Origin of the sequence: Empedobacter falsenii (assembly GCF_019308355.1) — a bacterium.
GTDB classification, from domain to species: domain Bacteria; phylum Bacteroidota; class Bacteroidia; order Flavobacteriales; family Weeksellaceae; genus Empedobacter; species Empedobacter falsenii_B.
Window position 1 is genome coordinate 1 of record NZ_JAAGKM010000015.1, and the last position, 24,990, is coordinate 24,990.

Consider the following 24,990-nt stretch of genomic DNA (forward strand, 5'->3'; position numbering starts at 1 on the left):
CATCCTAAAAATCCGTATTTTTTTTGTTAGTTTGTAGTCTAAAATTTAGAAAAACAACATGAACAAAAAAAGAGGCCTTTCTAAAAGTCTCTTCGGTATTTTTAAAAAATTTTACGGTAAACCCATAATGTTGAAATAAATCCGGAAGCTTATGCACATTGGGAGTTAAATTGTTGGCTTTGCAAGTGCAAGGAAACGCTAATTATTTGTCACCGATAATTTCACTTCGATATTGTTTCTGGAGGCATTAGAATAAGGGCAAATTTGATGTGCTTTTTCTGTAAGTTCTTGCGCTTCTTCCAGCGAAACACCTGGGATATTCACATCGAGTTCCACGGCAAGCCCGAATTCGCCATTTTCAATTCGGCCTATGCTTACTTTGGCTGTTACGGTGGTTTCACCGGTTTCGGTTTTTGATAGCATAATGACTCTGTTAAGGGCACTGTCAAAACATGCGGAATAACCTGCCGCGAAAAGCATTTCCGGATTAGCGAAATCATCATTCGCGCCACCAAGTGCTTTTGGCATTCGTACTGCTAAATCTATAACGCCATTGTCGCTTTTCACCTGGCCGTTTCTTCCACCCTTTGCGGTTACACAGGTAGTGTACATGGGTTTCATAAGTTATTTTTTTAAATTATTGATTAATTGGGTTAGGGTCTCTTTAAAATTTTCGAGATCTGTTTTTAAATAGAAAAAAATATAGTAATACTCAAAAAGCTTCTAAATCTTTAGTAATTTAGAAGCTTTTATTGATTTTATATTACTGATAATCAATGTTGAATTGATAGTGATTTTAACCTCTAAAATGTCCTACCCATTCTTTGAATTTACCAAATTGTTCTAATAGAAAAGATTCTTTTTCTTCTTCCTCTTGAGGAGAATCTGATCCAATAGGTAGAATATGTTCAAAATAAGTTCCCTTTAAAACTTTATTTAATAAACCTTCACCCATAAATGGTTTATCATCGTTCAACGTTTTAGTTGCTTTTAATAAATGACGAATGTCGTATTGTAATGGATTAATGTCTGGAACTTGCTTATTTAAATTAAGTAATTCATAAACTGCAATACGTGCGGTACGAACAGAACTTTCCATTGTGAAAACTACATCGTTATTGGTTTCTACAAATTGACCTACTAAACCTAGATTCTTACACTCATCTGGAACTACTTGTGGGCGGTCTCCTTTTGCTCTAGGCATAAACATAGATGTGATGTAAGGCATATAAGCAGAACGAGTGATTGTATTCTCAATAACGTCGTCTATTTGGTCTTCAATTCCTAAATGATAACATAATTCTGTTAGGATTTCGTTTCCTGTACAAGTAGGCATTGTTTTCTTAATGTAGTTTCCTTCTTTATCCATAAATAATGCATAAACCCAAAGTACTAAAATATCATCTGGTTGTGTAGGATAATGTGGTTGACGATTACAAGTAAAACTCATTAACCAATTAGAATCTGTAATGGTAATAATTCCACCTGTAACAGTTTGACCTGAATATGGATCATTAACAGAATATTCTTTTAGTTTTTCTACTAATGCAGAAGGTTTACAAGTTAAAGTAACAGATTCCCATGACGATTTTTCAATATTCCCACAAAATTTTTCTGGACGACCAAAAACAGGAGATTTAGCAGAAAGGTTTTTCCATAGTTTCCACCCTGCACTTTGACCACTAGTATTATTATCTATCGCTAAAACTGGTGCCGTTGTATTATCTCCATACGCAGTATCTTCAGTCATAGAACCAGTAGTTACAATAACATAATCATTTGGTGTGACAGGAATAATTACATCTTGTCCATCTTGTTCTGTTATAATTCCTTTGACTACTTTTCCTTCTGTATTAATTAATAAATCTAAATCTTTAACCAGTGTATTTAACTGAATTTTTACTCCTTTTTCTTTTAACCATTTACCTAATGGCGTAACAAAAGTGTCGTATTGATTGTATTTAGGAAATACCAATGAAGAAAGATCATTTAAACCATCAATCGCATGTAAAAAGCGATGCATATATAATTTGAATTCTAGTAAACTATGCCAATTCTCAAAGGCAAACATTGTACGCCAAAATGTCCAGAAATTACTTTCTAAGAATGATTGATTAAAATAATCTTCAATTGTTATATCATCCAACTCTTCTTTTTTCTTTAACAAAAGTTTGATAATAGCTAATTGATCTTTCTTATTCAAACCAAATTTACTAAAGTCTTTTACTTTCCCTTTTTCATGAATTAAACGTGCAATAGAATAATTAGAATCATTATCATTTACTAATCTATATTCGTCTAAAACACTATAAGGTTCTGGTAACTCTAATGCAGGAATGTCTTGGAAAATATCCCATAAATTCTCGTAGGTACAATCCATTTCTCGACCTCCTCGAATTATGTAACCATCTTTTGCATTTCCAGCTCCATCTAACGAACCTCCTTCTACCTGAAGTTGTTCTATAAATGTGATATTCTCTGGAGTGAAATGTCCGTCTCTAATAAAATAATAGGCAGTAGCTAAACCTGCAATACCACTTCCCACAATATATACCTTACTGTCCTTATAAGATTTTGTAGGAATTCCTTTATTGCGTTGGTAATTTCCTATTTGATCAGAGAAGGGATAAGATTTTTCTGGAGTGTTTCTTGGTGTTTCTTTACTTGCATCTGGTTGATGATCAATATTTCCGTAGATAGTAGAATGATTTAAAACGTTGTCAAATTTTGAAGTAACTTTATCCATAATTATTTATTTTAAGATTCTAGAATAAAATTACGCTTTATTACTTTTCTAAAGTATCCCGAAATTCGTCATTTGTATCCCAAATTTCTTTTTTTATATATGTTGTTGTTTTCTATATTGTTGAGGAGAAATTGAAGTGTATTTTTTAAAAAACCGACCAAAAGATGAAGAAGAGTTGAAACCTAGATCTAATGCTATTTGGACAATTGTTTTCTCTGAGTAGCCAAGCAAAACATACGCTTCTTTTAATAAATACTCGTCAATAATAACATGTGGAGTTTTCTTAGTTGCTTTTTTTACAAGGTGAATCAAATATTTATTTGTAATAAACAATTGATCTGCATAAAACTGTACGTCTTTGTGAGCGATAACATTTTCTTGAACAAGTTGTGTAAACTTACAAAATAGAGTGTTGATTTCGCGGGAATAATTTTTATTTACTTTTGAATATTGTTCAGCAATTATAGAGGCAGTTTCAAGAAGTAAAGTAAAAATAATCGATCGAATAATATCTTCTAAGAACAAAACATTTCTTTCTCGTTGTTCTTGAAGATAATTGATTAACATTAAAAGATGATTCGCATCTTTTTTATTTGCCTTACAAACTGTAAAGTTTTGATGTGTAAACAAATTAAGTTTATCAATAAAGAAAGGATTAGAAATGTTTTTAAGGAGAAAGTTTTTCTCAAAAAACAACAATTTCATTCTAAAATTAGAGTTAGTATCTAGAATTTTCAAAACAGTAGAAGGAGCAGAAATTAAGAATTCGTTTTGAGTAATAAAATATTTCTGAGAATCTATCTCAACTTCTATCGAGCCAGATAAACAAATACAAAATGCATAAAAGTCGATTCGAAAAGATCTTTCAGGAAACGCAAAAATTGGATTTCCTGATGAGATATAATATAGTTTATTACAATTTACGCCATAAAAAGACAAGGTCTCTTTTAGGTTTTCATAGTTTTTCATGCTTGAAAATAATAGTTGGTCAGATCGTTTTTTTAGGGTAGTAGAATTGATAAAGCTAAAATAAGAATTGTTTAGTAAGTAATTAAATACAATAAGGTATTTTAACTGTATTCTAATGTAAAAGTTATTTTCATATCAACTAAGTAGTTCTTAAATAAGAAATTTCATGAATATAATCAATGAAATATCGGCTAACAATGTTGAATGATGTAGTAATTTTTTGTAACAAGTAATACTTTTGGATTGTGTAGTTTGTTTCGGTTAAGATAAATTACCTTTGCAAAAAATCCGTTATGTTTTCTGCCATTAATAAAAAATTAAATTTAGATCCCGTTTATAATCTCCATTTTATTTTAATGTGTTTGAGTTCGTTGTTGTTTTCAGCGAGTTTTAATATGATGATTCCCGAGCTACCTGCTTATTTAAGCAGCATGGGAGGAGCAGAATACAAAGGATTTATTATTGCATTATTTACCTTGACAGCGGGAATTTCGAGACCTTTTAGTGGAAAATTAACCGATAAAGTGGGGCGGGTACCTATTATGGCAGTCGGTTCTATTGTCTGTTTTGTGTGCGGAATTTTATATCCTGTTTTAACAACCGTTTCAGGTTTTTTATTTTTGAGATTGGTACACGGCTTTTCGACAGGTTTCAAACCCACTGCAACAGCAGCTTATATTGCAGATATTATTCCGCGCGAACGTTGGGGCGAAGCATTGGGCTTGCACGGAATTTGTTTCAGTATCGGAATGGCAATTGGACCTGCATTGGGAAGTACAATTACATTATATACATCGATTAATGTGATGTTTTTTACGTCTTCGTTTTTTGCATTATTATCGATATTGATTTTATTCAATATGAAAGAGACCTTGCAAAATAAACAAAAATTTTCGTTCGGATTATTAAAGATTTCGAAGCAAGATGTTTTTGCAAAAGAAGCTTTGCCAGCGGCATTGATTACGTTTCTTTCGTATGTTGCTTATGGTTCTATATTGACATTAATTCCAGATTGGACCGAACATTTAGGTTTTCAAAATAAAGGGGTTTTCTTTATGGTATTTACAATATCATCTATGATGGTTCGTTTCTTTGCAGGTAAGATATCTGACCAAAAAGGGCGTGTGTTGGTGATAAAATTAGGCTTAGTTTTATTGATTATTGCATTGGTACTTTTGGCTTCTATTGATGCAAAAATAGGGTTGATTTTAGGGGGGTTGATGTATGGCATTTCAACCGGAATTCTTTCACCTGCACTAAATGCTTGGACAATAGATTTTAGTAAACCTGATGAACGTGGAAAGGCGATGGCAACAATGTATATTGCGATGGAAGCGGGGATAGGACTTGGAGCATTGTGTGCGGGTTGGTATTTTCAGGATTATTTGGATCGCATTCCGATGGTGATTTATGTTTCGGCATTTATCTGTCTTTTGGGAACCATTTACATGCTGAGATTTAAGAATAAGCCTCAAACAATTTAATTGAAAGAAATGAAAGCAGAATTATATCAATTTATAGCACAACAAATCGAAGATAAAATAACGTATTTGAATGGTTTGATTGACGATTTACGTGCTTCAAACAACGATACTAAAAGTAGTATGGGTGATAAGTATGAAACGTCGCGCGAAATGATGCAACAGGAAATTACTCGAATTCAAAATCAATTGAATGAAGTTTTAATTCAGCAAGACGTGTTTTCTAAAATAAAAATTGTGGAGAACAAAACCATTGGTTTAGGTAGTTATGTTGAAACTACGATGGGAAATTTCTGTATGGCGTGTAGTTTTGGGGAAATTATTTTCGAGAATAAAAAGATATTTGTCCTATCAACTCAAACTCCTTTGGCTAGAATCTTGGTTGGGATATCGGAACAAGATTCGTTCGAAATGAATGGAAAAGTTTTTGTAATTAGTAAAATTAATTAAGATAAAAAAGGACGTAGTTGCGGTACGTCCTTTCTAATTGAAAAGTATGTATTAGAATTGTGCGGCTTCCGTACTTTCGGCCATAGCTGTAGTAGATGAAATGCCTTGTTGCACTGTGTTTTGTACGTAATCGAAATATTGTGTTCCTACAAAAGATTGGTGTTTTACAGCTGCAAAACCTTCTTCTTGTAACGCAAATTCTTTTTCTTGTAATGCCGAATATCCCGCCATTCCTTTGGCTTTGTATGCACGTGATAACTCGAACATAGAGGTATTCATCGCATGGAAACCTGCTAAAGTGATGAATTGGAATTTGTATCCCATTTCAGCTAAATCTTCGCGAAATGTTTCCATTTGAGCTTCTGTTAAATGTTTTGCCCAATTAAATGAAGGCGAACAATTATAAGCTAACATCTGATTTGGATATTTTTCTCGAATCGCTTGTGCAAATTCTCTTGCCATTCCAAGATCTGGATTAGATGTTTCCATCCAAATTAAATCAGCATAAGGCGCATAGCTTAAACCTCGATTAATTCCTTGTTCCAAACCATTTCTCACATTGTAAAAACCTTCAGAAGTTCTACTTCCTTGTATAATAAAAGGTTGATCTCTTTCATCAATATCCGAAGTAATCAAATTCGCAGCTTCTGCATCAGTTCTTGCAACCAATAGAGTAGGAACGCCGCAAACATCTGCTGCTAAACGAGCTGCAACCAATTTGTTAATTGCTTCTTGTGTTGGAACTAAAACTTTTCCTCCAAGATGACCACATTTTTTGGCTGATGACAATTGATCTTCGAAATGAACGCCAGCAGCACCAGCTTCTATCATTTGTTTCATCAATTCATAAGCATTCAAGTTTCCTCCAAATCCAGCTTCTGCATCGGCAACAATTGGTACCATATAATCAATGTTTCCCTGTTCGGTAACAGATTGTATTTCATCGCGACGACGCAACGCATTGTTAATACGTTTTATCACCATTGGAACCGAGTTGGCTGGATACAATGATTGATCTGGGTACATTTCTGCCGAAAGATTTGCATCTGCAGCAACTTGCCATCCCGAAAGATAAATTGCATCCAAACCAGCTTGCACTTCTTGTATGGCTTGATTACCATTCAAAGCGCCTAAACCCGCCATAAATGGCTTCGAATTTAAACCTTCCCAAAGTTTCTTAGCACCTAATCTTGCTAAAGTGTAATCGATGTCCAAAGAACCTCTTAATCGAATAACATCTTCTGCTGAATAAGGACGAACAATGTCTGTCCAGCGTGGATTAGTTTCCCAATCCTGCCGAATCTTTTGAATTCTTTCTTGATTGCTCATAATTGTGTTTTTTGTGTTTTGTTTATGAATGTGTGTTGTGTGTGTATTTCTTTTTGTGTGTGTCTGGTTATAAGGGCTTAATCAATATACTTATAGGCTTCTAATGTTAAAAATTCGGTAAACTTGTGCGATAAAACTAATTCGTCAAAGATTGAAATAGCTTCTTCAAATCTTCCGTTCAAATAGTTTTCCTCACCAACTAATTTTTTTATTTTTTGAACCTCTTCGGCTCTTAATTTTTTGTATTTGTCACTGTTAAATTCGCATCCGTTTTCTAACGTAATCGACTGGCTTAACCATTGCCAAACCTGCGTACGAGAGATTTCTGCTGTTGCTGCGTCTTCCATTAAGTTATATAAAGCTGCGGCTCCTTTTCCAGATAACCAACTTTCGATGTATAAAATTCCGACATTAATATTGTCTCTAATTCCTTGTTCTGTAACTGTTCCTTTTGGCAATTCTAACAAAGCCTCGGCAGTTGTTACAACATCTTCTCGCTTATTGGAAATTTGATTAGCTTGTGGCATATATTCGTCAAAAATATCTTTTGCGACTTTTACCAAAGCAGGATGCGCAACCCACGTTCCATCGTGTCCATTTTTTACTTCGCGAAGTTTATCATTCTTCACTTTTTCAAAGGCAATTTCATTGACTTTTTCATCATTCTTAATCGGAATTTGAGCAGCCATTCCACCAATTGCATGTATGTTTCGTTTATGACAACGTTGGATAACTGCTTGCGAATATGCAGCCATAAAAGGCGAAGTCATCGTAACTTGTGAACGATCTGGAACAATAAAATTTGGGTGTTTCTTAAATTTTTTGATATAAGAAAATATATAATCCCAACGACCGCAGTTAAGGCCTGCGATGTGGTCTTTTAATTCGTAAATAATTTCATCTAACTGAAAAGAAGCTGTTATAGTTTCGATCAAAACTGTAGCTTTAATCGTAGCTTGTGGAATGTTTAAATAATTTTGTGCGAAAACAAAAACATCGTTCCACCAGCGTGCTTCTAGGTGATGTTCTAATTTAGGAAGATAGAAATAAGGCCCACTTTGCTTGGAAAGTAACGTGTGTGCATTATGGAAAAAATATAAACCAAAGTCAAATAGTGAGCCTGATATTTCTTGTTTATCTATTATGATATTCTTTTCATTCAAATGTAAACCTCTCGGTCTTACAAGCAAGACAGCAGTCTTTTCGTTTAATTGATACTTTTTTCCATTATTTTCGAATGAAATAGTACCATCTACTGCATCTCTTAAATTTTGTTGTCCTTGAAGATTGTTATCCCATGTGGGAGAATTACTATCTTCAAAATCGGCCATAAATGTATTAGCGCCTGAATTTAACGCGTTAATTACCATTTTACGGTCAACAGGACCAGTTATCTCAACGCGTCTGTCTTGTAAATCAGCTGGAATAGGAGCTGCTGTCCAATCGCCATTTCTGATTTCTTTTGTTTCTGACAAAAAAGTTGGAAAATTACCCAAATCAAAAAAGATTTGTCTTTCTTGTCGATTCGCCAAAAGTTCTAAACGTCTTTCGTTGAAATTTTTGTGTAAAGCTGTTAAAAAATTAACCACTTCGGTTGTCAAAATATCTGGATAACTATCCAGCTTATTCTGCGATAATTTTAATTCACTTGTAATAGTATCCATTTTTTGTGTTTTTGTTGTAATTTTGGTTTTGGTTATTCGAGCGGAATTTTACTTCCAGCGAACGTTCGCTAAATTATAAAAATTCGTTTACATTTACCAAATATTTTTGAAAAAATTATGCAAGAAGAATACATTAAATTAATTTTTGGGTTAAAACTAAAACAAGTAAGAATGGCTAAAGATTTGTCATTGTTTAAGTTATCTAAGTTAACTGGACTTTCGAAATCGTATTTGAATGAGATCGAAAAAGGTAAAAAATATCCAAAAACTGATAAAATTGTTGCTCTTGCCGAAGCGTTGGAAATTCCTTATGATGAGATAGTTTCTTTAAAATTGGATAAGAATTTAGCGCCAGTCGCTGAGATTCTACAATCAAATTTATTGCAAGAAATTCCTTTGGAACTCTTCGGAATTGAAGAAAGAGATTTAATTGAGATCATTTCTAACGCACCAATGAAGGTAAATGCGTTCATTTCTACGTTGATTGAAATAGGTAATAATTACAATCTTACACGCGAAAGTTTTTTCTTGGCTTCGTTGAGGTCTTTTCAGGAAGCAAATGATAATTATTTCCCTGAAATTGAAAAATCTGCAAAGAGTTTTTTACAAGAATATTTGATTGAATCAGAAGATTTTGTAAAAAATGAAACGATGGAAGAAATTCTGAAAGAAGAATATAATTATACCATTCTTTATGAAGATTTCACTTCGTTAGGAGGGAAGGATTTAGCGAAATTACGTTCTATTTTTATCAAAGAGAAAAAGCTGTTGTATATCAATATTAATTCTGACAATGATCAAAAACGATTTATTTTAGCGAAAGAATTAGGCTATAATTATCTTGATTTGAAGGAACGTTTGTATACATTTTCGTGGGCAAGTTTTGATAATTTTGATCAATTGTTAAACAATTTTTATGCATCTTATTTTGCTGGAGCTTTGTTGTTACCAGAAGAAAAACTGTTGAAGGATATGCAGAATTTGTTTGCTATAGAGCATCATGATTTGTCTAAATTTCAAGAAATTCTTGGAAAATATACCGAATCACCTGAAACGGTTTATCAACGAATGACAAATTTGTTACCCAAACATTTTAATATTCGTGATTTGTTTTTCTTGCGTTTGTCAGCAAAAGTTGGTTCAAATTCATATAAATTAACGAAAGAACTTCACCTTAATCAACAACAATCGCCACAAGCAAATGAAACGGATGAGCATTATTGTCGTCGTTGGGTTTCGTTAAATGTTTTGAAAGAATTGGAAAAACATCAAGATGATCATCATGAGATTTCTGCACAAATTTCGTTGTATCCGTTCAATAATAATCAAAAATATTATGTGATTTCTTCAGCAACGAAAGATCCATTTAATCCAAATTATTTACGAAGCGTAACGATAGGTGTGTTGTACAAATCAGCTCAACGTAAAGTTAAATTTATGAATGCCCCATCAATTCCTGTAAAAGAAGTTGCGGTTACGTGTGAAAATTGTGGTATGAAAGACTGTGCAGAACGTGTTGCTGAACCAATTCGTTTTGAAAAAGATATCCGAAATAAACGATTAAATGTTACGATTAATGATTTTATAAAAGAGCAGAGTAAGTAATATTATCTACCGTAAAATATAAAGGAAAACTTAAATTAAGTTTTCCTTTTTTTATGTTTAATCTAAATATTCTAATCTATTTTCAACTAATATTACATGATGTTGAAGCGAAAATGTGTTTCCTCTTTCTATGGTTGTGCAATCAAAATTACGGTATTGTAATTCGTTGAATAATGTTTTGACATAACATCTTCTTGCAGAATTCCAAGAACTGTTTCCTACATTTTGATTAAAGCGTTCGATTAATTCGTTGTCAGTTAATTCACGAAATAATACGACAAATTCATTTTTTAGATTTTCCATTGTTTTAATTTTTTAATGATAAAAACAACAGGATAGAGTGGAGAATAACCTTTTATTTTGGCGTTTGCCCTCATTCTATACCACCGTAGCGCGGTTTTGGCTCGGTTGGTGTTCTGATTTTTCAGAAACTCCTGATGATTGATAGAGTAAATATAGGCATAAATTTTAAAAACAAAAAAAGGAACTCAAAAAAGTTCCTTTTCAATATTTTTATTCGGATAATTCTAACCAACGGAATTCTTTTTCCTCTAATTCATCTACAATTTTTTGTAGTTCATCTCCAATAGTTGCGATTTTGTCATAACCTAAATTTGGGTCGGAAAGTAAATTTGTTAATTCTTCTTTTTTGGCTTCAAGAATTGGTAAAGATTTATTAATTTCTTCTAATTCTCGTTGTTCTTTAAACGATAATTTTCTTGGTTTGGCTTCTTTTATTTTTTCTTTTGATTCTACTTTTTCTTGAATTGAAATTTCTTTTTCAGCTTTTTTATCTTCTGACTCAGGTTTATTTTTATTTTCTATATGATATTCGGTATACGTTCCCATATAACGAGAAACTTTTCCTTCGCCTTCGAAAATCATTAATTCATCAACCACTTTATCCATAAAATATCTATCGTGGGAAACAACTAATAAACAACCTTGATATTCTTCTAAGAAACTTTCAAGAACCGTCAAAGTTGGTAAATCTAAATCGTTTGTTGGCTCATCGAGAATCAAAAAGTTAGGATTTTTATACAAAATTGCTAATAATTGCAGACGTTTTTTCTCTCCACCACTCAACTTTGAGATAAAAGTATGTTGTTGTTCTGGCGTAAACAAAAACATTTCTAAGAATTGCTCTGCACGCATTTCTTTTCCATTTGCAAGCGGGAAAAAATCGGCAATATCTTTCACAAATTCTATGACGCGCTCATCTTCTTTGAAATCAATTCCATCTTGTTTGAAATGTCCAATATTTAAGGTTTCTCCACGTTCAATTGTTCCAGAATCCATAGTTTCGATTCCTTCTAACATTTTTAGGAAAGTCGTTTTACCAACTCCATTTTTTCCAACTAAACCAATTTTTCCACCACGAGCGAAAATATATGAGAAATCATCTAAAATTTTCTTTTGACCAAATGCTTTCGAAACATGTTCCATTTCGATGATTTTTTGACCCAAACGCGTCATTACCATCTCTAATTTTACTTGTTGATCGACAATTTTATGTTTAGCTACTTTTTCGGTATCATAAAACGCGTCAATACGAGATTTAGACTTTGTTGTACGCGCTTGTGGTTGACGACGCATCCACTCAATCTCTTTACGATAAAGGTTTTTCGCTTTGTCAATTGTTGCATTTTGATTTTCGATACGCAATGCTTTGTTCGTAATATAAGTTTCGTAATTTCCCGAATGTACATACAATGTTTTGTCCTCCATTTCGAGAATTTTGGTACAAATTGCATCTAAGAAATAACGATCGTGCGTAACCAAAATCAATGTTTTGTTTTCTTTGTTCAAGAAATATTCAAGCCATTCCACCATTTCTATATCCAGATGGTTGGTAGGCTCATCTAAAATTAAAAGAACATATCCAGTTTCGAAACTTAAATCAATCAAAAACTTCGCTAAAGAAATACGTTTACGCTGACCACCAGAAAGTTTTCCAATTTTTTGATCCAAGAAATCAATCTTCAATTTTGATAAAATTTCTTTGATTGTTGGCTCAACTTTCCATGCATCTAAAACATCCATTTTTCCCATTAAATCAATTAAATCAGGATTTGTTGGGTCATTTTCGATCATGTTTTCATATTGACGAACAACATCTAAAACTTCATTCGAATGATTGAAAATATATTCTTCACTTTTCAAGTTTTCGTCAAAGTCATCACTTTGATCCAACATCAAGATTTTAACACCTTTATTTGGACGAACTTCGCCAGAATCGGCAGTTTCTAATCCAGCTAAAATTTTAAGTAAAGTAGATTTTCCACTTCCATTTTTTGCTACGAATGCGATTTGGTCTCCTTCATTTACATGAAAATTTACATCTTCAAATAAAGTTCTGATTCCGTATGATTTGGTTAGATTTTCAACTGTAAGAAAATTCATGGTTTATTATCTGTTTTGTAAATTAAAAAAAGATGCTAAATCTTTTCTGTTTCGATTTGTTTCATCGATTGTTTAGCTTTTCTTATTTTAACGATTAGAATAGCCAAAGATAAGACAAAGCAAATACTTCCTATTACAATTAGATTATTTAAATGTGGTTGAATTAACGCAGGATCGCCTTTTTCGATGAAAAGTATTCGGAATATTTTCAAATAATGTGTTAATGGAATGCAATCTGCAATTGCTTGAATCCATTTTGGCATTTGACTTAAAGGCCATGTAAATCCACTTAAAATGAAACTTGGTGTTGCAACAACCATCAAAACTTCGGTTGCTTTTAGTTGGCTTGGAAGGAGAATGCTGACTAAAAATCCTAAAAAGCAAACGGCTAAAATGAATGCAAGAGAAGAAGTGAAAAATGGCCAAAATTCGGTTTCTAATTTCATATCATAAAACATCCCAAATCCATAATATAAAAGATAAATGAATATTGACATAAAAATATAAGGAAACGTTTTTACAAATAGTATTTTGAATGGATTTGATGCTTTAGAAACTAATTCTTTAAAAGTGCCTGTTTCAAATTCTTGAGCAAATGACAATGCTAAGCCTAATAATAAAACTTGTTGAAATACAGTTAATAAAACTCCAGGAAGCATGAAATACAAGTAGTTTCCACTTCGTATATTTTGTCTTATCATTGTTGATTTAAATGGCTCATAATTTTGAGCTGCTGCAAATTCAGGAACGCCTTTTTTCTGTAGTGATTGAATTGTTATACCAGCTTTCATTGTTCCTAATACTGTTGCTACTGCAATAGAAGCGGTATTTGATGTTAATGTATTAGAAGCATTAACAAAATATACAATTTCAGGATTTTTCTGTTGTAGTATGTCTGATTGAAAATTTCTAGGAATAACAAGAACAACATCTGCACCATTTTTTAATGCAATATCTTTGGTATTGAATGTGGAAGGTAATATTTCAGCTACCTTTAATGATTCATTATCATCAATCATTTGTATAACCTTTTGACTAGTTGTTGTATTGTCTTCATCAACAATAACAATTGGTAAATTAGTTACACTCCCTTTTTTATATACATTTCCTATTAATACACCATATAATATTGGCGCTCCAATGAATAGAACAGGGAGAACAGGATTTTTAAAAAAAAGTTTGAATTCTCGAATAATTAAATGAAATATATTTTTCATCTTTTTTCTATTTTGTAGTTAAATCTAACAATACATTAGCTTGAGTAAATAATTGAGCAGCTGCTTTTACATCAGTTGGCACAACTTTAATTTCATATAATGATTGTTGTTGATTAACATCAGGATAAGGTGTATTAATATTTGCATAAGAGCTTAAAGCTTTTATATATACAATTTTTCCTTTTAATTTAAGATTGTTTTTATAAGGGACAGTTATTGTAACTATTTGGTCTTTTTTTACTTTTCCAGCTAAGTTTTCTGGAATAGAAAAACGGAAAAAAGTTGTTTGATCTAATATTCCACTTGCAATTGCATATCCAGCAGATGCCAATTCACCAACTCTTAAGTTAATTGTTTCAATTGTCATATCTTGTTGAGCTTTGACATTTTTTTCATCATCAGCAACACCAACTTCTTTTAATGCTCCTAATGCTCTTTCTTTTTGCCCTAAAGCCATATGCTGTTGTTCTATACGAGCTCCATCTTCAGCTTCAGTTAATTCAGCAACTGCTGCTATATATTGATTTTTAGCTCCTTGATATTTAGTGTAAACTTCATCATAAGTTTGCTGAGGAACTAAACTATCTCTAAGCATATTTTTAAGACGTTTATTAGATTTTTCTGCAAAGTCTAATTGTTCTTTTAAGGCATTAACCTTAGCTCTCAATTGTTTGATTTGATTGTTTGTAGCGCCTTTTTTCGCCATTTCGTATTGAGCATCTGCAGAGTATACAGCTCCTTCAGCTTGACTTTTTTTAGCATCAACTTCAGGAAGTTCTAGAATAAATAGAGTTTGTCCTTCTTTTACTTGATCACCTTCATGTATTAAAGATTCTTTTATTCTTCCAGGTATTTTAGTGACAACAGAAATTTGATCTCTTTCTACTTTTCCTTGAAAAATAGATTGTTCTGTAGTAGTATCTGAAGATTTACAATTTGATAATAATAAAATTCCAGTAATTGTATATATATAAGGTAAAATAGTTTTCATGTTAGTTTAAAATTTTATTCAATAATTCGCCTGATGTATGTAATATCTCGTATGTTTTTGATCGTTGATCTAAAATTTGTGAGTAATAACCTAAATTAGCTTTGTAATAATCATTCTCAGCAGATAATCTTTCTGTTACATCAATTAATCCTTGTTCAAATCTTTTAGATGCAATATCAAGATTGTTTGTTGCAACAGTATTTTGCTGTTCATTTACTTTAAGTTTTTCATTAGAAGTTTCATAATCAATTTTATTTTTCTTTAGAAGAAGGTTTAACTTTTCTTTAGTGTCTTCAAGTTTATTTTCATTGATTTTTATATCAGATTTTACTTGATAAAGTTTATTTTTATGTTGTCCTCCATCAAATATTTCCCATTTTGCTCCAACACCTACAAGAATATTTGGAAAAAAAGTTAATTGATTAACTTTTAAGTTTACATCCTTATTGTTTTCGCCAGCGTTTCTTAGATTCATTCTTTGTCCAAAAATAGAGGAGTAATTACTATTTGCAAATGCAAAAACTTGAGGTAGATGAGCTCCTTTTTCCTTTTTGTATAGAAACTCATAAGCTTTTATAGAATGTTCTAGAGCTTTTATTTCTTGTTTATTTTCTAGTGAATATTCATTAGAAAATAAATCAATTGGAGATAAGTTATAATGGATGATTTCTAAATTATCTGTAGGAAGATGAGTTAAAGTAGTTAATTTATCATACAATAATTTTTTTGTTCCGTTTAACTCTATTTGTTTAGTTTCTAATTCTAATAAAGCAAGTTTTATTTTTTCTCTATCATAAGGTATTGCTAATCCATTTTGTATTGCTTTTTGAACTTTTAAATGTTCTTTATTTAACCTTTTAGAAGAACTATTTATTAATTCTTGTATTTTATCTAACAACATGATTTGATCAAAAGTTTGTATAACATCTTTAGCTATACTTTCTTTTTCTGATTCAGCTAAATAATCAAAAGCTACATTTTTTTCTTCGATTGCTTTTATAGCATTTGGTATTTGTAAACCAGAAAATATAACTTGTTTAGCATTTACACCAATAGATCCAATAAACATAGAAGTGTTAAAGTTTTGATTTTCTTCAAAAAGTATAATTCCTAAGTGATCTAATGATTTTGTAGGTATATCTATTGTTCCATTTGAATAGAAAAAACTTCCAAGTGCTAAGGCAGAGACATCAGGTTTTAATTTTCCTTTTATTTCTTCCATTTGGAATTTATTTTTTTCTATTTCTAAAAACTTATTTTTAATGCCATAATTTGTTTCAATAGCATTAATAATAGGAGCTTTAAGTTGTGGATTTATAATATCTTGGGAATAACCAATTTGACTTAAAGTTATACTTGAAAAAAAACTCCAAAATAAATTTTTTAACATATAATTATTTTTTTTAAATCTTTTATAACAAAAACTAGACCAATTAAAAGAAATTTAATATTTTTTATCAATAAGATTTATTGTTTCATTTAAAGATTCTTTTATCATTTTTTGTAAATAATCAGTTGTAATTTTATTAATATCTTTATCAAAATATTTCGTTCCTCCAGCAGTTTCACTATACTTTAAAGTTTTATTTTTAAGATCTAAAATATTAATATAGACATATGTTTTTGCGATGTATTTCTGTTTGTTGGCAGGATCATAATCAAGACCCGATTTTACATTAATCAAAACTAAATCATCTTGATTAATCGCTTTTTTTAAATCATTAAATTTAACTTGATTTACATTTTCCTTTGTGATTAATTCATTCGGGACTAACTTTTTATCAAATTTATCAATCATTTGATAAGTATATTTGTTATCGTTTAATATTTTTTCAGATTTATCACGAATTATTTTTACAATATCAAATTTAGAATTTATTTGTTTAAGCTGATTTTCAATTGATTTTGAATCAATGCTTTGATCTAAATTTTGAGAATTATAATCGAAAAAACCAAGGGAATCTACATTAATCAGAACACCAACTTTATTTACAGGAACATCTAAAGCACTTTCGTAAGTTACCGTATTAAGTGCTAATTCTTTTGGAGCTTCTTTTTTTTGCTCGCAAGATTGGGTAGAAAACAATACCCAAACAATAAAATAAACTAATTTTTTCATACACTATCCTATTACCTCTTTAAAGGTAGTGATTTATAATGTTTTATAATAAAATTATTGCTAATAATTTTCTTCTTCTTCATCGTCTAAAGTTTTGGCAATTTTTTCAATGTTTAAGCTTTTTGCCATCGCATCAAAAATCTCTTTATAAGTGCCGTTCATTTTGTAGACATCTTCATGAATCCCGTGTTCTACAACTTCGCCTTGTTTCATCACGTACGTATAATCGGCATCGATAATTTGAGAAATACTATGCGAAATAATGATAACTGTTCGATCTTTTTTGATGGCATCCAAACTATTTTTAATCTGTTCCGTGGCAATTGCATCCAAACTTGCAGTAGGTTCGTCCAAGAAAATAATTGGGGGATTTTTTAGAAACATACGTGCTATGGCGATGCGTTGTTGTTGACCACCAGATAACAATAAGGCTTTGGATTGATAACCTTCTGGCAAGTCCATAATTTGTTCATGAATATAAGCACGTTTTGCGGCATCTTCTATTTCTTCGAAAGTTGCGTTTACATTTCCGTATCGTATATTTTCTTCAATAGTTCCATTAAAAATGTGATTTTTTTGTAAAACCAAACCAATATTGTCTCGTAAAAATTGTGTGTCATATTCTTCTAAATCAATTCCGTCCAATAGAATTTTTCCAACATCAGGTTGATAAAATTTATCTAATAAATTAATGACAGTACTTTTTCCAGCACCAGACAAACCAACTAAAGCAGTAATTTTATTGGGTTGAATTGTCATGTTGATATTTTTCAAGGCTTTGTAACCATTTGGATAAGAAAAGTCAACATTTTGAATTTCGAATTTTCCTTTTAGATTTGTTGGAATATAATTTCCAGATGATTCTTTTTCGTTGTCTGCTTTCAAAATACCAAAGAAACTTTCCGAATAAATCATAGCATCATTCATTTCATCATAAATACGATGCAGTTGGCGAATTGGAGCCGAAACGTTGTTAAACAACAAAATATGAAACATAATTGCACCAATTGTCATTTGTCCATCAAGAACCAAATACGAAGTTAAAATAATGATAATCACTACGCCAAACTGCTCGATAAAAGATTTTAAACCATCAAAAAAGAAGCTTGTTTTGCGTGTTTGCATTTGATTATTCGTCAATTCTTTTTGCAAATCAAGTTGTTTTTTACCTTCTATATCTTCTCGGTTAAATGATTTAATTACTGTAATTGAATCAATTATGCTGATAATTCCTTGTGATTTTTGTTCACGATAACCTCTTAAGTTTCGTCGCCAACCACTCAGCTTTTTCGCTTGTTGTTGCGTGATGATGAAATATATCGGAACGATACAAAGTCCAACCAATCCAACATAAAAATTAGCATTGAACATCAAAATTAAAGCAACAATTGAATTGGCAAAAAGTGGAAGAATATCGATGAAAAAGTTTTGAACTAAACGCGTCAGACTTTCAATTCCTCTGTCAATACGGGTTTGAAGTTTTCCTGCTTGATTATCTTGATTTGTATAAAATGCCATTCGATACGTCAAAATCTTTTCGATAATGGTTTGTGCTAAATCTTGCGAAACAAAAATTCGAAGTTTTTCACCATAATATTTTTGACCAAATGTGATAAAAGCATTCAAGATTTCTTTTGTCATCAAAACAATTGAAATAAACGAAATGATTTTCAGACCTTCTTTTAATCCTTTTCCAGCTTCAACCAAACCATTTATAGAATCTACGGTATATTGTAAAATAAGGGCATTTACTTGTGAAGTAAAAGATCCAACTAAGGTTAGGAGCAAAGTTGCGACAACCAAAGAACGATAAGGTTTTACAAATGGACGTAGATTTTTAAACAGCTGGATGATTGTCATTTTTTATTCTTTTAACGGTTGTTCTTTCACAAAAACGTGACCAACTTTTGTAAAATCGTAAGCAATCTCGTATAAATACTCTAACAAATCTTCAATCAGTTCAGAATCATTTTGCAAAGCCTCTGTTTCAATTTCCGTATAAACAACAGTTTTTTCTCTAAACTCTATTGTTTTTGGTAAATTTTCTGTTTCATATTCACCGTAAAGCCGAATGTTTTGTAACAATAATTGCAAAATTTTCTTCATCAATCGAATATGTTCTGAAGTTAAAATAACGGAATTGTTTTTCTTTAAAATTTTAACTAAACCAACTGAATATGAGACAAATGATTGATTGAAAATGGTGAATTTATTCAGTACGTTAGCATTTTCTTGTTTTCCTTTCGGTTCAGAAATTACACGCTGAAAAACTGAATTAATATTTGCCATTGCAATAAAAACATCTTTTCTAGCTAATTTATAATCTGTTGTAGAAACTTCGTTGTCGGCTAATTTTTTAAAAACCAAATAGATAAACTCATAATTTGCAATCAATGCTTTTTGAATATATTCGTTCATATTATTTTTTTCCCAAGTTGGTAAAATCAAATAACTCGAAATAAACGCCATAAATCCTCCAACAAGTGTATCAATAAAACGTTCTTGAATAATATACAATGAATCTTTTTGCGAATAAAAACTAAACGAAATAAGAATATACGCGGTTAAGTAAAATGTACCAATTGCATATTTGTGACGAATAAAAGTGTAGGCCATTAACATGAAAATAAGCATTAAAGCAAATCGGATACTGTGTTGAGGAATTATCAATAATATTAAAACTCCAACTAATCCACCGCCAATTGTTCCTTTCAAACGCTGAAAGTTTCGTTTTTTTGTTACACTAAAACCAGGTTTTAAAATTACTAAAACTGTCATCAAAATCCAGTAACTATGGTAAGTCATCGGAATAATAAATGTGACGCCATAAGCTAATAACATTACAATTGATGCACGAATTGCATGTCTAAAAATTGAAGATTTTAGATTCAGATGATCTTTTAATTTTCGTAAAGAATAATCAACTGTAGGTTCAAAATGTTCGGCATGATCCAGTGGATTTTTCTTTTTTTCAGTGAATGAATCATCATAGAAAAATTTATGGATAAACTCTATTTTATAAACAATTTGCTTTAGATTGATATAAATTTTAGATAAAACGATTGGTTTTTGTCCTTCTGCATATAATTCTTTGATGGCATCATCAATCTTTTTCAACTCAACTTCAAAGTCAAAAGTAGGTTGTTTAGGACGTTTGTTCGAGTTAATATGATAAGCAATCATTTTAAGCTCATGCGCTAATTTATTCATTAAATTATAGATTTTGCGCATTGCTTTTGTATCACCGTAAACTTCTCGAATTTTTACATAATCGTATTGATTTGCTGTTACATTCTCAAATATATCCACCAAATCAGAGAAAATAAACACAATCGAACGCCCAATTGGTGTCTGGTCTTTTACCAATTTTTTGTTCGAAAAAACTAATTCACGAACTAAACTTTGTTTTTCGTTAATTACAACATGTTCATCGATTAATTTTTTGATAATATCATCGTAATTTGAATCTTTATCAAACATAGAAGCCTTGATTCGAATGTATTCAGAAATATGAATCATTGTGTCAGCTAAGTTTTGCTGCGCCATACGATAAGGACGAAAGGTACTAATAGCTAGGCTAAAAATAGTGTACCAAGCTGCTCCAGCAGTCACAAAAAGTGCAATATGAAGAGGACTTAACTCATGTCGTAAATCATTCATATTCATTACCATTGACATCATAATGACCATTCCAAGCGCACTTGTACGTTGTCCCCAAACGGTTAACATGTTAGAAAAGAATACGATAAGTGTTAAACAAATACCTAGAAATATTGGGTAACTGTTAATCGTTTTGGTGAAATATGAAACAAGGAAAATCAAGAGCACGGAAAGCCACATCAGGTTTCGGCGTTCTTTAAATGGACCAGGTGTATCCGTCATGTGTGCTAAAACTGCACCAAGACTTATCGTTACACCGGCATATAAATCGCCAAACAAGCTGGCTACGATAGGCGGAATGATAATCGCTAAGGAAGTTTTTAAGCCATCTGAAAGCGCTTCTCCGTAGATAAAGTTTTCAATTTTATTGATGATTTTCAAGTGTAATTTTTTAAGGTTGAAAATTGTTGTATAAAATTAACACAACTTTTTTCGAAACCCAACTAAACTCGTGAAGTTTTTAGAATATGAAACCCATCAATGCTTTGAGTAAAAATTAAAGTTGTTGTACCGCCATCAATAATTTTGAATTTTTTCTTGATAACGTCTATTGGCTGATTGTAATTTTTGACTAATAAATTCGCTTTTGTTTTTAGAATTTCTTTTTTTTGATTTTTAATTTCTTCTTCAATCAAGTAAATTTTTCCAGGAAAATTCTCTAAAAGTTCATTCGAAGTATACAAATGAGTATTCTGATGAAGTTTATGAAGATTGAATTTTTCGCTCAATAATTTGAAAGCACCAGTTTTTAGAATCGCAACATTTGGTTCGTAAATATAACGTTGAATTCCTCCAAAACTTGCATTCGCACTATATTCTTCTTCAAAATGAAAAGAAAATTCGGGTTGATTATTTTCTAAATTAACAGCTTTTATCAAAGGATTTTTTGTCGAAGAATTTTTATCTAAAATGATTAGAAAATCTTTCACTTCATTTTTTAATGCAACAATGTGTATTTCAGAAATTGAATCAATTTGTTGTAGGGTAGAAGTGATGTCTAATAAAGGCGAAAGCTTGATGATAATTTTCTCCGTTTTTTCGTAAAAAGTTGGAATCCATTCTAAAATATTTGGCTCTAAATCTTCTAAAATAAATTTTCTTCCGCTCGAATTTCTTCTTGCTGGATCGAGATAAATAACATCAAATTTTAATGTAGGATTTTCTTCAAAAAAAGACTGAAAAGTTCCTGTATAGGTTTCTAAATTTGGCGCTAAAATTTTAGCATTATGTTGTACAATCTCACTCAATTCAGGATTTTGTTCGATGTGATATACTTTGTCAAAATTCTTTGCAAAAGCCATGGTATCAATTCCAAAACCTGCGGTTAAATCAATCAAATTTTTTCCTTTAACTAAAGTTGATTTATAATTTGCTGTGGCTTCTGAACTTGCTTGTTCCAAATTAATTGAAGGCGGAAAATAAATATTTTCTGTCGAATAAAGTGTTGGAAATTTATGTTTTGAAACTTGAATTCCTTTCAATTGTTGTGCAATTTCAGCAGAAGAAATTTCTTCAAACAACGATTTTTTCAAACCTATAGATTTGATGTCTTCATGTTCGATTATTTTCAGATAATCTTGAAATTCTTTTGTTAAAATAGTTGGATTCAAAATGTTATTTTTTGACGTAAAATATTATTTTATTAAACACAAAACTTCAGTATCCATCACAGCTACTGAAGTTTCGATTATATTATTAAGTTCTTTTAATGAAATTGGCATCCAATTCATGTAAAAACTATTTTTTTTCCTCTTTTTCTGCCAAACGAGTTGGAACAATCGGAACAAAAAGTGCTTGTTTTACCACTTTTTCTTTTGGCGATTTCTCAATCACATCTGCAGGGTTTCTAAATTTGTTTACACCAATTAATTTAATGGTTTGCTCATCGAAATCTTTTTGCTCTTTTTTCGCGCTTGTGTAAATAAAATCTTGAATAGTTTCATTTTGTAAAGCATTCACAAATCCACCTACATTTTGTATTGTTTTAAACAATTCTAACGCATTTTCAGCCATTTGATTTGTCAAACTTTCAATGTAGAAAGAACCAGCAGCAGGATCAGTAAATTGATTCAAATAAGATTCTTTTTGTAACAATAATTGTTGTTTTGCGGCTAATTCTAATCCAAAATCAGACTCTTTATTAACTTCATCATATGATCCAACAAAAATAGCGTCACTTGATCCGAAGATAGCCGAAGAAGCTTCTATTGTAGAGCGAATAACGTTGTTGTAAATATCTAATTTAGATTTATTGCGATCGGATGTTGAAGTGAAAATAAATGCTTCACTTTCTTTATTATATTGCTCCAAAATCATTTTCCATAAAAAGCGAAATGCTCTTAATTTCGCAACTTCGAAGAAATAATTACTTCCAACAGCAAATTTAAAATAAATTTTGTCCGCAATATCAGCTCCAAAATTTTCTAAATATTCTACTGCATGTGCAAGTGTAATCGCAATTTGTTGAACATGATTTGCTCCAGCATTTTGATAAACATCTCCTTGAATTGAAATTACTTTTTCGAAATTTTTCAATGCCAAAGCTTCTTTCACCAATTCTTTTGATGCTTTTTCTGAATCATTTTGCCAAAGTCCATTCTGTGCCAAATATCCATAAATATCTAAATCTAAATATTTCAGATTTGGAAGATTTTCAAGCGATTTTAAATCAGAAGTTCCATTATATTTAATAAATAAATCTAGATAATTAGGAAGTTCTAACGATGAATCAATTTGATTTTGATTAATCAAATATCCATACAAAAAGCTGTAATCTTGGTTTTTATTTCCAGTATATTTCGAAATAATTTTCCAATCTTTTGAGGATTTTGGTAATGGTTGTACAGCCGAATAATCGACATCATCCTTTGTATATAATGGTTTTACATTTATTTGATCGTTCGTTCCCCAAACCAAAGTTTCATTATATTCTAAACCTTTTAGCTCGACTTGAACTTTATTTTTCCATTCTTTTTCAGAAATAGAATCAAAATTTTCAAATAACTTACTCATTTTCTTTATTTTGCGGCTTCGTAACTTTTTCTTGCTGAATGATAAAAATATCTTCATCATCTTTTTTCAAGAAATGCTTTTCTCTTGCAATCCTTTCAATTTCAGCAGGATTACTATTTAGTTGATTTAATTTTTCAGACTCAGTATCCAAGTGTTCTTGGTAATATTGTTGATCAACTTCTAATAATTTGATTTGTTTATCCAACTCGCGATGTACGAAAAAAGAATTTTGGTCGAAAAAAATCATCCAAACAGCAAACGCAACCGTTAGAACAAAGTAAGGATTCCAAACAAATTTGAATACACGTGTATCCTTAATTTTTCTTTTCGGTACTTCTGGTGTAAGTTCTTTGTCAAAGATTTCTTCCGATTTTTCTTTCATTATACAGTAGTTTTCGAGTTGAGTTTTTCTTTAATTACAGTTGATAAAACTTTGATTGCGACAGAATTTTTCTTTTTCATATTCGGAATAATAATGTCTGCATAGTTTTTAGATGGTTCTATAAATTGCTGATGCATAGGTTTTAACGTTTTTTGATAACGTGTTAAAACTTCGTCTAAATCGCGCCCACGTTCTTGTATATCACGGCGTACGCGACGAATTAAACGTTCGTCAGAATCTGCATGCACAAAGATTTTAACATCAAATAAATCTCTTAATTCTGGATCTGTTAAAACTAAAATTCCTTCAACAATAATAACACTTTGTGGGTGAGTAAGAATTGTTTCGTCTTTTCTGCTGTGAGTAATAAATGAATAAACTGGTTGCTCTATAGAAATACCACTTTTTAATAATGAAACATGTTCTTTTAATAATTCAAAATCAATTGATCTTGGGTGATCAAAATTTATTTTTGAGCGTTCTTCAAAAGATAAATCCAAATGATCTTTATAATAATTATCTTGCGAAATAACAATTACACTTTCGGCGTTTAGGTCTCTCAAAATATTATTAACAACAGTAGTTTTTCCTGAACCTGTTCCACCTGCAATTCCAATTACTAGCATCTTTTTTTTATTATGATTTTTAATTTTTTTATTAGTATTCATTGCAAGACTAAACATTAAAATTTCATTAAAGATAAAATTTTCCTTTCAGAATTTAAAATAAAATATGAATGAATCTTGACTTGGTATATGATTTTTATTTGTAGAGTTGATGGTTGTTGTGTTTAATAAAAATAAAGTGTCAACAATCTGCATTGCGATTGATTCTTTGTTTAATCGATTATTTAGAGACTTCTTAAACATTTTTAATTTTTTGACACAAAAAAAGTACTTCACAGTACTCATGTATTATTAATCGAGTGCAAAGGAAAGAAAAAAATCCCTAATTATAATTTT

20 protein-coding genes and 1 riboswitch are annotated in these 24,990 nt (G+C 30.9%); of the genes, 3 read left to right on the top strand and 17 right to left on the bottom strand.

The features are described from left to right. Positions 1-198 precede the first annotated feature (198 nt). The 3 genes from G0Q09_RS07690 to G0Q09_RS07700 form a co-directional block, all read right to left on the bottom strand. Entirely contained in the window at positions 199-621 is a 423-nt protein-coding gene (locus G0Q09_RS07690; protein WP_219034460.1) for an organic hydroperoxide resistance protein, read from the bottom strand. Positions 622-796: 175 nt separating this feature from the next. Next, positions 797-2,746, bottom strand: a complete 1,950-nt coding sequence (locus tag G0Q09_RS07695) for an oleate hydratase (RefSeq protein ID WP_219034461.1) — start codon at positions 2,744-2,746, stop codon at positions 797-799. 93 nt (positions 2,747-2,839) lie between these two features. Beyond that, the gene (locus tag G0Q09_RS07700; protein ID WP_219034462.1) at positions 2,840-3,715 is read right to left on the bottom strand and encodes a helix-turn-helix domain-containing protein; all 876 of its coding nucleotides are present in this window, start codon (positions 3,713-3,715) and stop codon (positions 2,840-2,842) included. A gap of 293 nt (positions 3,716-4,008) precedes the next feature. On the opposite strand from G0Q09_RS07700, the gene G0Q09_RS07705 reads away from it, so the two are divergent. After that, entirely contained in the window at positions 4,009-5,199 is a 1,191-nt protein-coding gene (locus tag G0Q09_RS07705) for an MFS transporter (RefSeq protein ID WP_219034463.1), read from the top strand. A gap of 9 nt (positions 5,200-5,208) precedes the next feature. After that, positions 5,209-5,646: a hypothetical protein gene (locus G0Q09_RS07710; protein ID WP_219034464.1), complete on the top strand. Its 438-nt coding sequence runs from the start codon at positions 5,209-5,211 to the stop codon at positions 5,644-5,646. Between the two features lie 51 nt (positions 5,647-5,697). On the opposite strand, the gene aceA is transcribed toward G0Q09_RS07710, so the two are convergent. Continuing rightward, positions 5,698-6,975, bottom strand: coding sequence for an isocitrate lyase (aceA, locus tag G0Q09_RS07715; RefSeq protein ID WP_257468114.1), 1,278 nt, complete (start codon positions 6,973-6,975; stop codon positions 5,698-5,700). A 77-nt stretch (positions 6,976-7,052) separates the two neighbouring features. Beyond that, positions 7,053-8,639: a malate synthase A gene (aceB, locus tag G0Q09_RS07720; RefSeq protein WP_219034465.1), complete on the bottom strand. Its 1,587-nt coding sequence runs from the start codon at positions 8,637-8,639 to the stop codon at positions 7,053-7,055. Between the two features lie 117 nt (positions 8,640-8,756). Here aceB and G0Q09_RS07725 point away from each other — a divergent pair, with 117 nt between their 5' ends. Next, positions 8,757-10,244, top strand: a complete 1,488-nt coding sequence (locus tag G0Q09_RS07725; RefSeq protein WP_219034466.1) for a helix-turn-helix domain-containing protein — start codon at positions 8,757-8,759, stop codon at positions 10,242-10,244. A gap of 57 nt (positions 10,245-10,301) precedes the next feature. Here the strand turns inward: G0Q09_RS07725 and G0Q09_RS07730 are convergent, their stop codons facing one another. From G0Q09_RS07730 to udk, 12 genes are all read right to left on the bottom strand, one after another. Beyond that, positions 10,302-10,547, bottom strand: coding sequence for a hypothetical protein (locus tag G0Q09_RS07730; RefSeq protein WP_219034467.1), 246 nt, complete (start codon positions 10,545-10,547; stop codon positions 10,302-10,304). Between the two features lie 43 nt (positions 10,548-10,590). After that, positions 10,591-10,690, bottom strand: a riboswitch (SAM-I-IV-variant riboswitch). A gap of 67 nt (positions 10,691-10,757) precedes the next feature. After that, positions 10,758-12,647, bottom strand: a complete 1,890-nt coding sequence (locus G0Q09_RS07735) for an ABC-F family ATP-binding cassette domain-containing protein (RefSeq protein ID WP_219034468.1) — start codon at positions 12,645-12,647, stop codon at positions 10,758-10,760. Positions 12,648-12,682: 35 nt separating this feature from the next. After that, positions 12,683-13,864, bottom strand: a complete 1,182-nt coding sequence (locus G0Q09_RS07740) for an ABC transporter permease (RefSeq protein WP_115001148.1) — start codon at positions 13,862-13,864, stop codon at positions 12,683-12,685. 7 nt (positions 13,865-13,871) lie between these two features. Further along, on the bottom strand, positions 13,872-14,855 hold the full coding sequence (locus G0Q09_RS07745; protein WP_219034469.1) for an HlyD family secretion protein: 984 nt from the start codon (positions 14,853-14,855) through the stop codon (positions 13,872-13,874). Between the two features lies 1 nt (position 14,856). Then, positions 14,857-16,245: a TolC family protein gene (locus G0Q09_RS07750; RefSeq protein ID WP_219034470.1), complete on the bottom strand. Its 1,389-nt coding sequence runs from the start codon at positions 16,243-16,245 to the stop codon at positions 14,857-14,859. Between the two features lie 54 nt (positions 16,246-16,299). Continuing rightward, the gene (locus G0Q09_RS07755) at positions 16,300-16,974 is read right to left on the bottom strand and encodes a hypothetical protein (RefSeq protein WP_219034471.1); all 675 of its coding nucleotides are present in this window, start codon (positions 16,972-16,974) and stop codon (positions 16,300-16,302) included. Between the two features lie 60 nt (positions 16,975-17,034). Continuing rightward, positions 17,035-18,834 carry an ABC transporter ATP-binding protein gene (locus tag G0Q09_RS07760; RefSeq protein ID WP_219034472.1) on the bottom strand — a complete coding sequence of 600 codons (1,800 nt, stop codon included), beginning with the start codon at positions 18,832-18,834 and terminating at the stop codon, positions 17,035-17,037. A 3-nt stretch (positions 18,835-18,837) separates the two neighbouring features. Beyond that, positions 18,838-21,015: an FUSC family membrane protein gene (locus G0Q09_RS07765; RefSeq protein ID WP_219034473.1), complete on the bottom strand. Its 2,178-nt coding sequence runs from the start codon at positions 21,013-21,015 to the stop codon at positions 18,838-18,840. 62 nt (positions 21,016-21,077) lie between these two features. Further along, a complete protein-coding gene (locus G0Q09_RS07770) occupies positions 21,078-22,244 on the bottom strand; it encodes a THUMP-like domain-containing protein (RefSeq protein WP_219034474.1) in 1,167 nt (388 codons plus the stop codon). Between the two features lie 127 nt (positions 22,245-22,371). Next, entirely contained in the window at positions 22,372-23,646 is a 1,275-nt protein-coding gene (locus G0Q09_RS07775) for a methylmalonyl-CoA mutase family protein (protein WP_219034475.1), read from the bottom strand. After that, on the bottom strand, positions 23,639-24,028 hold the full coding sequence (locus G0Q09_RS07780) for an FtsB family cell division protein (RefSeq protein ID WP_219034476.1): 390 nt from the start codon (positions 24,026-24,028) through the stop codon (positions 23,639-23,641). The genes G0Q09_RS07775 and G0Q09_RS07780 overlap by 8 nt, the downstream gene beginning before the upstream one ends. Further along, positions 24,028-24,696 (bottom strand): uridine kinase, encoded by a 669-nt coding sequence (gene udk, locus G0Q09_RS07785; protein WP_219034477.1) that lies wholly within the window; start codon positions 24,694-24,696, stop codon positions 24,028-24,030. Before udk ends, G0Q09_RS07780 begins: the two co-directional genes overlap by 1 nt. Positions 24,697-24,990 lie beyond the last annotated feature (294 nt).